The organism is Cellulomonas rhizosphaerae (genome assembly GCF_003470205.1).
GTDB classification, from domain to species: domain Bacteria; phylum Actinomycetota; class Actinomycetes; order Actinomycetales; family Cellulomonadaceae; genus Cellulomonas; species Cellulomonas rhizosphaerae.
The window spans coordinates 18909-29240 of record NZ_QWKP01000190.1 but is presented as its reverse complement, the minus strand read 5'-3'; the positions used below and the strand labels follow the sequence as shown (position 1 = coordinate 29240).

The window sequence follows — 10332 nt, the reverse complement described above, 5'->3', positions numbered from 1 at the left end:
GGTGGCTCTTCGTCGGCCCGAAGACGGCGCCACTGGTCCGCTTCGACTGCGGGGCGGCGCGGTGGATCCGGACGCCGAGGCCGTGCGGTGTCTGGACGACGTCATCGACCCGGAGCGCGCACATCTCCGAGAACCGGCAGCCGGCCAGGCCGAGGAAGAGCACGACCGGGCGGCAGTTCGGCGGCATCGCGTCGGCGAGCTTGCCCAGTTGCTCCGCGCGCAGCCAGTGCGGCTCGCGCTTCGTCGTGCCCTTGGGGAGTGGGATCGAGCGGGCGACGTTGACGGAGATCCGCCGGTCGCGGACGGCGTAGTCGAGCACCAGCCGGACGGACAGGACGCGTCGCCGGGTGGCCGTTGCCAAGCCGCGGACCGTCATGGAGGTCAGCACGCGCTCGACGTCGGTCGCCGAGATGACGGCGATCGGCAAGCGACCGATCGTCGGGATGACGTAGGAGTCGAGCGGGAACTGCGTCGTCTCCTGGCTCCGGACCGCGAGGTGTTGGCGCGAGCCCTGCCACTCCTCGGCGAGCGAGCCGAACGACACCCGGCCGCGGGTCGGGTCGATCCAGGCGCCGCTCTGGAGCTTGACCAGCTGGTCCGCCTCCCAGCGCTTGGCGTCCGTCTTGCGCTGGAACGACTTGTCGGCGATGACCCGGTGCTCGAAGAAGACGTTCGCGCGCCAGGTCACCCTGCCCGAGGGCAGCGCACGCCGGGTGACGGACATCAGCGTCGGCGCGGCTGCGCGGGCTCGGGGTCGACCCACGAGGCCGGGATGAGGATGACGGTCCCGAGCCGGCGGCAGGGGATCTGCTCGGTCTCGGCCAGGTGGTAGAGCGTTCGGACGGGCACCCCGAGGACGGCTGCTGCGTCCTTGACGCGGTAGTACTGCCGACGGGCAGTGATGGCGGGTGCGGTCGTCTCGGACTGCGTGGTTGTCGTCATGGTCGTTCTCCTAGCGCGAGTTGACGGGATTGCGGTCACCACCGCTCCAGCACATGTCCATCGGGGCTTGGGCTGGTCGGGGGCGTCAAGGGGCTGCGCGCGATCTGTGGACGCAGCGGCGGGATGGCGGGCTGTGGGCGGGCCGACGGCAGCGGTGGCTCTGGGTTCTGCGGGTGGTGGGTCGCCCAGGTCTCGGTGGCGGACGTCTCGGCGTGCGTCGTGGCGAGGACGTGGTCGAGAAGTTCTCGCGGGCCCTCGGGTTCGCCGCCTGGAAGGCAGTCCGGGTCGGTGCCGTCGGTGGCGACGTAGAGCCGGTTGACGTGTCGGCCGCGGGTGACGGCGACGTAGAGGTCCTCGCGACCCATGCCGGCGGTGACGACCGTGTGCGTCTCGTCGACGGTCATGCCCTGACTACGCGCCGTGGTGGTGGCGTACCCGAGCTCGACGGCCTCTGCGACGTATGCCGCGGGAAGTCGCAGCGTCGCGCCGTCGGCGTCTCCGATCGCCCGGACGCGGATGCCGCCGTCGGGCAGGACGGCGCTCACCTGCCACAGGTCGCCGTTGCGGACGAACCCGTCGCCGGTGCGCAGCCGCCGGTTGTTGCGACGGGTCACGATGCGATCCCCAACGCCGCCGGTCAGTCCGTCGCTCAGCGCTACACCCGTAGCGCGAACCTCGCCCGCGCGAACGCGTTCGGCACGACTTCGGGCGTTGAGATCACTGACGGTGCGCCGGTCAGCGGCCGCGAGTAGGACGACCTGGCCGTGCGCCCCGGCTGCCGCTGCCGCGGCGAGGGCGTCGTCGAGCAAGTCGTCGTGCGGGCCGTGGCTGATCCGGCCGTGCCGGGCGTAGGCGTCGAGCGCGGCGGGGTCGCCGTGGCGCAGCGGGAGGGTGGCGCGCGCTTCCCAGGGTTGGCTGAACCTCCACAGAGTGCGCAGCTCGGCGGTCGGCCCGCGGCGGGCGAGCATCCCGAAGGCACCGCCGGCGTCGACGGCTCCCCGTTGCAGATGGTCCCCGACGAGCAGCACCTTGGCCTCGGCCGCGCCTGCTTGGTCGAGTAACGCAGCCAGCGTCCGGGTGTCTGCCATAGAGGCCTCGTCGACGATGACCAGGTCGCCCCGTCGGAACCGCCACCGGTCCTGCTCAGCGGCGAGCGCATGGCGGCATTCGTTCGCGGCACGTCGCTCCTCGTACGGGACCGCAGGGTCGCCCAATTCGGCCGTGTCGGCGGCGAACCGCAGCGCTCGCTTCGCGGCCGCGTCCCCGACCGACTCGAAGAGCCACTTGGCGGTCGTCTCACACCGTGCACCCAGCGCGTTCGAGAGGGTCTCAGTTGCGCTTGCCGAGGGGGCCAGGCCGAGGACGGTCCCACGCGTCCCCCTCCACTCGCCGGCCAGGGCGGCCAGCGTCGTGGTCTTCCCGGTGCCGGCCGGGCCGACGAGCACGTCGAGCTGCCGTGGCGAGAGCAACACAGCCCTGGCGGCCTCCCGCTGGTCGGCGAACAGATGAGCCATGTGCCGGTCCGCGAGTTGGCCGGCTAGCTGATGGGTGCCGAGCGGCACAGTCGCCTCAGCGGCATCGAGCAGGGTGCGCTCGGCCTGCAGAAGCTCGTGCGAGGTGTACGTCTCCTCCCCCGACGCGACGACGGCTTGGCTCGGTGTCGTCGTCGAGCCGCACGCACGCCTTGCCGGCCTCGGTGACGAGCGTGTTGGTCAGCTTGAGCCGGTCGTCGGGGGAGGCCATCCGAAGCGCGAGCGACGAGCGCAGGGCGGCGGCGCCGAGGTTCCAGGTCGACCAGACCGATCGGCGGGTCGACACGTCGTCGAGGACCTGAAAGACGATCGCTGCGCGGACCTCCGGCCCGACATCGCCGGCCCGCAGAGGGCGGCTGTAGCGACCGGCCAGAGCGCGGGCTGCCAGGTCGACCGGTTCGGCGCCGGTCAAGGCACGCGCCCGGTTGGCCCAGTCGGCCAGCAGCTCCCGCAACGGGCGGACGACCTTCGGAGGCCGAGTCTCGCGCGTCAGGTGCTGACGCGCCTTCGTCGTCTTCACGCGGGAGGGTGCTCGTCCCCGCCGCTCGTCGAACTCCTCCGCCCACCGCTGCTCCGCGCAGTGGATCTGCTCCGACCGCGCGGAGAACTCGGCCAGCAGGTCCTCGCGACGCAGTCGACCTCGAAGGCGGGGTTGCGATGCTCCCCGCGGGAGCGCGACTACCATGTCGCGCCGAGCCGCCGCGAGACCTCGTCGGCCAGCAACGCGTCATACAGCGCGGAGACCGTCACGACCGCGGCATGCGAAGTCCGGCCGTCCACGGACCGCCACGCACCGTCGGTTCCCTGGACCTCGTTCGCGACGACGACATGCGTGTGCAGGTTCGGATCGCCGGCGCGGGAGTCCCAGTGGTCGAACGCGGCGGCGACCATGCCGCGAGTCCGAACCTGCCGACAGCCAGCCGCACCGACCCTCGTCCGGATCACCGAGCGCTCCACGAACCGCAGAGCCGAAAGCCAGTGCGGCGCGGTGCGCGTCGTAGAGCGCGGTTCGCGTCCAATCGTCGGCCAAACCCCACAGGACCGAGACCGACTTCGGCGCCATGAAGGTCAGGTCGTACCCGGCGACGGTGTGCCAACCCTCGCCAGGCACGATCTGCTTGTAGGGCGTGCCCAACGGCTTGAGGGTGACCGGGTCGCGCCCGTCGCGGAAGACCGCCGTCATCGCAGCCTCAGACACAGCCGTGCCGGCCCTGAGACGCCCGTCGACGAGGGCGTTCAGACCGCCGCCGATCCATCGGCCCGGGGGGTTGCCCGTCTGCTCGTAGTAGGCGGTGAGCGAATCGTCGGCGGACAACCCCGCGTCGCCGGCCGCGATCTGCCTCGTCAGGTACGCGTAACCGTCGCCGGCAATCCGCTTGTGCATCGACAGCACCGAAAGCACCTCCTAGTGGAGCAGCCCGGGCGAGGGCTCGTACACGCAGGTGCGCCGAAATGTGTGCAACACGCGACGCAGAGATGCGCCGTATGGCGCTGATGCGGCGGCGGCACACTTTCGAGCCTTGGCCCGCAGCACTCGTCGGCTGGCTGGTACAGGCGCTAGGCGCGTGCCGGCGCATTGCCGCAAAGCGCAGCTCCTTCGGTTCGCGGCGATTTGGCGAACCCCGAGGCCCCATCACGCTTTCCACGTGGCCTGTACGGGCTGGCGGGGAATGTCCGGGCGCGGTTGGGCAGTTCAGCGGCGAACGCAGACGGGAGCGAAAAGGCGCGGCGGGGACGGACAGCAGGAGAACTGCTAGCAGCCTGCTGCCGAGCCACCGGATCGATGGTCGCTTGCAGGGGTGCCTTATGTGCGAGATAGCCGCCGGAGGAGGAGGCACTCCCGCGCTTCCCGGAGGGTCGACATCAGCGAGGAGGAGAGGCCGTGGATGTACTTGACGGCCAACTCGTCAGTCTCGTCGACGAGTGCCTGGTCCTCCAGTGTGCCTCTCGTGCGCGAGACCCAGTCGAGGCGATCTAGCTCCCCGCCGAAGCGGTCGGAAGCGGGGAGGAGCAGCCTCTTGATCTCGGATGGCACCAGTTCCAGGACGCCGCCGCCGAAGCTTCGTCCCTCGATCTCCGCGGTCAGCAGGGTCAGTGAGTTGTGGAAACCAGCGGCAAACGAAGCGGTTGTCACTGGGGAGTTGGCGAGCATCCGCCCGCGGTAGATCGTGTCGGTCGTCACGACGGCCGCCTCGTTCACGATCATTCGCGGGAAGAGGTGCGAGCGCTTGGACATCAGGAGATCGCCGGGCGCTACGACAGGAACGCGATGCCAGGGTGACCTGATCCGACACTTGTATCGAGAGGGAAGGCCCTGGCTCACGCCAAACGCGAGGTACCGGGCGGCGCCGGGGGCGGACTCGGGTGACGGCCTCGAAGCGGAGAAGTCCAGCAGCCATGCCTTCTCACCCTGCGCGGCAATCGCCTCATGGTCTGCCTGCGTGAACCGGAGGCCAGGTGCGTGACGAGTACGGGGCAAGAGTGGACGCGCCCAGGTCTTGAGGGAGTAGTCGACCACGTCATCGGCGTCCACGCAGAAGAATGCGTTGGCACCTGTCACGGTTGCGACTTCAAACCGTGCGAGGTCGCTGAGTGCCTGGACCTCCCGGAGTTCCGCGACCTCGCGGAGGGCTTCGAGATGGGCGTCCGTCAGCAGGTACCGAGTCCAGGTCGCCTCGCCCACCTTGCCGACGTGCTGCCACTCGAGCACGCCCTGAGGAAGGCGCTCACGGAAGCTGACGATGCTTGAGGGCCGCGGGCCGTCAGCGATCCGTCCGCTCACGATGGCAACTTCCTGGAGGACCCCGGGGAACGAACCGGGCGGGAAGAGATCGAGATGGAGCTCTTCGCTATGCGTTAGCAACCAATCTCGGACTACGCGCCCAGAGACGCCGGTCAGGACCTCGGTAGGGAGGACGAAGGAGTAGGCGCCACCGGCGCGCAGCGAAGCGAGCGAGCCGACGAGGATAGGGATCCAAAGGTTGGAGACGCCTGCCATCGGTACTCCGGCCCTCGCGTGGACCTCGGCGGCTGCCGTCCGGTCCTCCGGTCGCACAAACTGAAAGCGAACGAATGGCGGGTTACCCACGGCGGCGTCAAACTCGCGGGGCGCGTCGTTGAGCCACTCGAGGACGCTTGCGTTGATCGTCTCGCCGGCTAGTTCAGAAGCGCGGAGGGCTTGCGCGCATGCTGCTGCCTCTTCACTCACGAGCTCGATGGCGGTCACTGATGCAACGCGATCGCGCAGGGGATGCGAGCCCAGAAGTCGTACGAACGCGCCGTCGCCAGCGCTCGGCTCTAGGAGCCTGAGACGCCCGGACCCTGGGGACAGCGCCTGTACGCGATCGAGGCAGATCCGAACCAGAGGCTCCGGCGTGTAGAAGCCGCCGCGCAACTTCTCCGGGGTTACCTCATCCGAAGTCTTCATGAGCCCTCCCGGCAGATCGCGGTCCAGTCTAGGTAGGTCGCGAGCGTGTCACGGGGACCTGTATCGGACACGGCGAGCCTCTGTGAGTTGAGCACGACCCGCCGACATCATCGGGCCTGTGGACATCCGCTTCGTGACCCAGCCGTTCGCCGACGGAGAAGACCTGCGGGATTTCCTAGATGGCGTCGCCGCCGACAACGATCTCATGACCCTCCGAGTGGCCGTGGCATGGGCGAAGCGAAGCGGCCTCGCCCGGATTGAGAGTGGCATCAGGACCCTGCGAGATCGCGGTGGGCGATTGCTAGTTGTCGTCGGCATCAGCGAGGGAGGTGGCACCAGGCAGGGCATGGAGTGGCTCATGAGGCTGGCCGACGAGGTTTACGTCTTCCACGACTCCGGACGGACGTTCCACCCGAAGGTCTACCTCGCATCAGGGGAGCGAACCGCGATGCTCCTCGTCGGATCGCAGAACCTGACGCTGGGCGGCCTCGCCTGGAACTACGAAGCTGCCCTCGTGTGCGAGCTCGACCTTGCGGTTCCCGAGGATTCCGCACTGCATAGCCAGGTGATCGACTACTTCGAGCGCCTTCGCGCGGACGAGAGCGTATGCCTCGAGCTGGACGACGAGCGTCTGCGTGCGCTGCTGGCAGATCCCGCTCTCCAGATCAAGGACGAGGACGACCGGCGCCCCCGCGGTGACGGCGCTGCTCTAGCAGAAGAGCTGGAAGACGTCGAGGGGGCGAGCGACGAGATGGAGAGGGCCGCGGCGGCCATCTTCGGTCGAAGCCGGGAACCCAAGCGCGCGGTGCCACAGCCTGTCTCCGGGACAGCCAAGGCGAGCCCCGGTTCGTCGGCGGGCAGCACGGCCGCCAGCCCGAGCCCTTCCGGTGGGTCGGCTACGCCTTCCGCGCCCGCGGCGGGCCGCCGGTGGTTCAAGAGGATGGATGGCACCGCAGCACAGAAGCCGCCGAGCCCCGCATCGAAGCCGACCGGCAACCTTCGGTTGAGCCAAGAAGACTTCGCGATCGACCACACTCGCTACTTCCGCCAAGTCTTCTTCGGCGGGGAGGTTTGGACAGCGCGCGCCTCAGACCCCCGCTTTGAGGATCTAACCGTGCCGATGACCGTGGTCGTCGACGGTGTGGCCTTGGGCACTGTGGACGTGAAGGTTTCGCATGCGGAGCACCGCATCTCGGACCAGGGGAACGTTCCGACAGTGCTCCACTGGGGTGCGAAGGTTGGGCAGGTCCTCCGGCAGGGCAACTATGTCGGCAGCACGGTCACGCTCGAGCACTCTGCCGGTGGCCAGTACCGGCTGACGATAGGCAACAACCCAACAGGGCCGTTCAGCTTCTAGCTTGGACGGGCCACCGGCCCGAAGGTATCGCCGTCCGACTCTTCTTGCATCCCTGCGATGCTGCGGCCGTGCCCGCCAGCCGCTGACGGCTCACGGTGCAGACTGGTGACCATGTGCCCGTCCTGCACTGGTAGTCGAGGCTCTGTGCGGAGGGTCACCCTCTGGGCCTAGTGCACGAGCAGCTTCAGGCGTGTATCGTCTCAAACGATCCGCGGGGAGCAGAGCTCCTCCCGGAGGGGCTGAAGCACGAGGCATCGTGTTCGCCCAGCAGTGCAGGGTGTTCCCGACGACCAAGGTGGCGCACTATAGATCGAGCCCCGAATCCACGTAGCGTGCATTCGGTCGCGATCCACTCACACCGTTGATAAAGAGCCCTCGCTCGCAGTAGCGCTCGAGTCTATGCAGAGGACGCCCCGCCATCGGCGGGGCGTCCTTCTTTTTCGGACCTCACGTGGGCCAGACACGCACTGCTTGCTTGTTGCCGCGGACATATCCGTTCGGATAGACGTTGATATGACACCCCTCATGCCGAAGGCGCCATACCTCATAAGCGGATGTGATTCGTTCCTTGCCGCGTCCGCGTTGCACATCCCAGTGATATCCAAGGGGGAGCACCGTGCCTGCCACTCGCAGCGCGACACGTTCCTCGCCGGCCGCGCCATGGAGCGCTGAAGGCCGCTCCCATGTCCGTCCAGCGTGGTCAAATCGGCCTCCGTGCCGGGCATCGTAGCGGACGCCGAAGTCCCGGATCAGCTGGTCGGTCCACGGCTCTGGCCACGAATATGTCGGGTCAAAGATGTGAAGCGGGAGCGCGCGCGGATCGTGTTCGCTGGCGCAGGCGTCTGGCGGAGGCCAAGACGCAAACCGCTCGAGAGCGGTGCGGACGTCTCCAACACCACGCGCCAGCGCAAAGTAGCCTTTGTGCGCAACGTAGTCACCTAGAGGTATCAGTTCGCGCAGTGTTGCGGGCTCGCTCGACGGATCCGATTTGACGTATGAAGCGTGTGAGGCGAGCACGATGCAGTCGTTCAGATGTAAGGACTCGTAAAGTTCGCGGGCATCACGTGGGGACAGCACACGGTAAGGGCGGTCCTTCTCAGTGCCGCCGTGGACTCGCTGGTCTTTCGTGCGACGAACGTTGAACGTCATCCCAGCAGTCCGTGCACCCTGCTCTGCCGCTCGCCTGAGGGACTCCTGGTCTGCCGACTCGCGCTCCACACCGATGAACCACACTCGACGCGTGACCTGACCGCCCGGGGCACTTGCCTGGGCGTCTCGGCCCGCCCTCGCCCTCGCCGGCGCGGCGCTCACGGGACCATGTGCAGCAGGGCCGAGGCTGGCAACTGAACGGCCCTTAGTTCGTCTGAGCTCATGCGCCTTATCGTGGCAATGAGGGCTTCGCGGAGCCTGGAGTCGTCGGCCGGTCTTGGCGGGGTTCCGGCTCCCTTACGCTCGATTATGAGGTCGGCCGGAACGGGAAGGCCAACCGCGGCGTACCAGTTGCGCAGACGTGCCACGACGGCGCGCTTTAGGTAGAGATTCCAGAGCCCCTGGAGCACCCCGGGCAGCGCCCGGGTTCCTCTTCGCTCGTTAAGCCATAAATGCACACGCGCTCGCATTTCCTCTTCATCGGCGCTATGCATCCTCTCGGTTGATTCTGCGAAGTCAGCGCGCCAGGTGTCCAGGATCTCTTGCGTGATCGTCGGCAGAGGGACAGGAATGTCAGGAGAGCCTTCGATCCGCGACGATGCCCTTGCGGTGCCGGCAACGAGGAAGTAAGGCTCTCCGCTTGCGTAGTCGATGGTAGCGGCCCAATGGTCAGGGCGAATGGTTATTGACTCGTCGATGGTTATCGCGTCTGCGGCAACGCCTGATGGCGCCCGCGGGGGCTCAGGCAGTAGATAGAGCACTGGTGGGCGCCGTGTGTCGTCGACGGCCAAGAGATCCGGAAGATCCTGGACGAGGTCCGTCATCCGTTGATAGCCAAATCGCGCCTGGTCAAACTTCTCGCCGAGGATCTGCGAGAGACGATTTTTCAGCACGCCTGTGGACATATGCCGCCAGTCTTCTTTGCCACTCTCTCGCGCGCGGTCAAAGGCTTGCCGCACCAGGGCTTCCAGCCCGTCGCGGGAGCCATCGGTTGTTGCGGCTTGTTCGTCCACTGTGCTCTCCTGCTCGATCTCGCTCACGGCTCCGCCGGAGACTGCGACCCCTGCCGGCTCTGGGGCCTGCGCGGTCGGGGCTTCTACAACCGCACCTGCGTGGCGCTCTGCCGTGCTCTCCAGAAGGCGACGCACTGCACGTACCTCGGCGTCGGTGAGGCGCGACGACGCACTCCTCGCCCCTGTCAGCTGCGGTGTGTCGTTGATCAGCTGCAGGACGGCACGAGAGGTCACGCCGTACTCCCTGGCGAGTTCGTACACACTGAGGCGGGCAGGCATGTGGGCATTCTGCCGCCTCCATGGGTCCCGCAGTGCGCTCTCCCGATCTATCTGACTCCCCGGGTTCGGGTCCCGCCAGAGCCGACGGGCGCGACGAGGCGACACATCGAGGCCGCTGTCTCGCCGTGCCGTGGTCAGCGGGTGGTCAGCGCCCGCCTCGGAACGGGGTCACGCTACGAACTACTCGCATGTATTTCCGCAGGTCAGGTCACTATTCACGGATCGAGATCGAACTCCTAAAGCGGGTGTCGGCAGTTCGAATCTGCCCAGGCGCACAACACGATCCGACCTGCACTATCGCGCCCGACCGCCGGCTCTTGTCGCCGTAGCGGTCGGTGAGGGGGCAGGCTACGGAATGAGCTCGACGATCGTCGACCGTCAGGCCGGACCGGTAGCGCACCCGAGGGCAGAGCGGGATGCTGACGCCGTGACCTCCCGGACCGACGCGGAACGCAGGACCGCCCGGCGACGGTGGGTCGGGTTGGTCGGCCTCGCCGTGGTGTCGATCGGCTGGTGGTTGATCTTTGCCGAGGAGCCGTCGATGGCGCCGCTCCTGATCTCACTCGGCTTCACCACCGTCTCCGTGGGCCTCGCCGTAGACCTCTGGCGAGTTCGGCGGCGCTGAGACGCGGA

9 protein-coding genes and 1 pseudogene are annotated in these 10332 nt (G+C 67.7%); 2 read left to right on the top strand and 8 right to left on the bottom strand.

The features are described from left to right. The 7 genes and pseudogenes from D1825_RS09400 to D1825_RS09385 form a co-directional block, all read right to left on the bottom strand. Window positions 1-724: tyrosine-type recombinase/integrase (locus D1825_RS09400; RefSeq protein WP_407643316.1), on the bottom strand; the 724-nt coding region annotated here is incomplete at its 3' end. Then, window positions 724-942 carry a helix-turn-helix domain-containing protein gene (locus D1825_RS09395; protein ID WP_118767161.1) on the bottom strand — a complete coding sequence of 73 codons (219 nt, stop codon included), beginning with the start codon at window positions 940-942 and terminating at the stop codon, window positions 724-726. The genes D1825_RS09400 and D1825_RS09395, both read right to left, overlap by 1 nt. 35 nt (window positions 943-977) lie before the next feature. Next, entirely contained in the window at window positions 978-2456 is a 1479-nt protein-coding gene (locus D1825_RS18605; protein WP_233549789.1) for an ATP-dependent DNA helicase, read from the bottom strand. 55 nt (window positions 2457-2511) lie between these two features. Then, the gene (locus D1825_RS18725; protein ID WP_267897568.1) at window positions 2512-3159 is read right to left on the bottom strand and encodes a relaxase domain-containing protein; all 648 of its coding nucleotides are present in this window, start codon (window positions 3157-3159) and stop codon (window positions 2512-2514) included. Beyond that, a complete protein-coding gene (locus D1825_RS18720; protein ID WP_267897567.1) occupies window positions 3153-3419 on the bottom strand; it encodes a relaxase domain-containing protein in 267 nt (88 codons plus the stop codon). The genes D1825_RS18725 and D1825_RS18720 overlap by 7 nt, the downstream gene beginning before the upstream one ends. 88 nt (window positions 3420-3507) lie before the next feature. Then, window positions 3508-3858: pseudogene (locus D1825_RS18715) on the bottom strand (relaxase domain-containing protein); the annotation flags it as partial. A 420-nt stretch (window positions 3859-4278) separates the two neighbouring features. Beyond that, complete coding sequence (locus D1825_RS09385; RefSeq protein WP_118767160.1) at window positions 4279-5901, bottom strand: DNA methyltransferase family protein; 1623 nt, start codon at window positions 5899-5901, stop codon at window positions 4279-4281. Window positions 5902-6019: 118 nt separating this feature from the next. Here D1825_RS09385 and D1825_RS09380 point away from each other — a divergent pair, with 118 nt between their 5' ends. Beyond that, on the top strand, window positions 6020-7258 hold the full coding sequence (locus D1825_RS09380) for a phospholipase D-like domain-containing protein (protein ID WP_118767159.1): 1239 nt from the start codon (window positions 6020-6022) through the stop codon (window positions 7256-7258). A 1307-nt stretch (window positions 7259-8565) separates the two neighbouring features. Here D1825_RS09380 and D1825_RS09375 read toward each other — a convergent pair. After that, entirely contained in the window at window positions 8566-9699 is a 1134-nt protein-coding gene (locus D1825_RS09375; protein WP_118767158.1) for an OST-HTH/LOTUS domain-containing protein, read from the bottom strand. A 427-nt stretch (window positions 9700-10126) separates the two neighbouring features. Between D1825_RS09375 and D1825_RS09370 the strand changes: the two genes are divergently transcribed. Continuing rightward, window positions 10127-10324 carry a hypothetical protein gene (locus D1825_RS09370; protein WP_138067554.1) on the top strand — a complete coding sequence of 66 codons (198 nt, stop codon included), beginning with the start codon at window positions 10127-10129 and terminating at the stop codon, window positions 10322-10324. The last annotated feature ends 8 nt before the right edge of the window (window positions 10325-10332 follow it).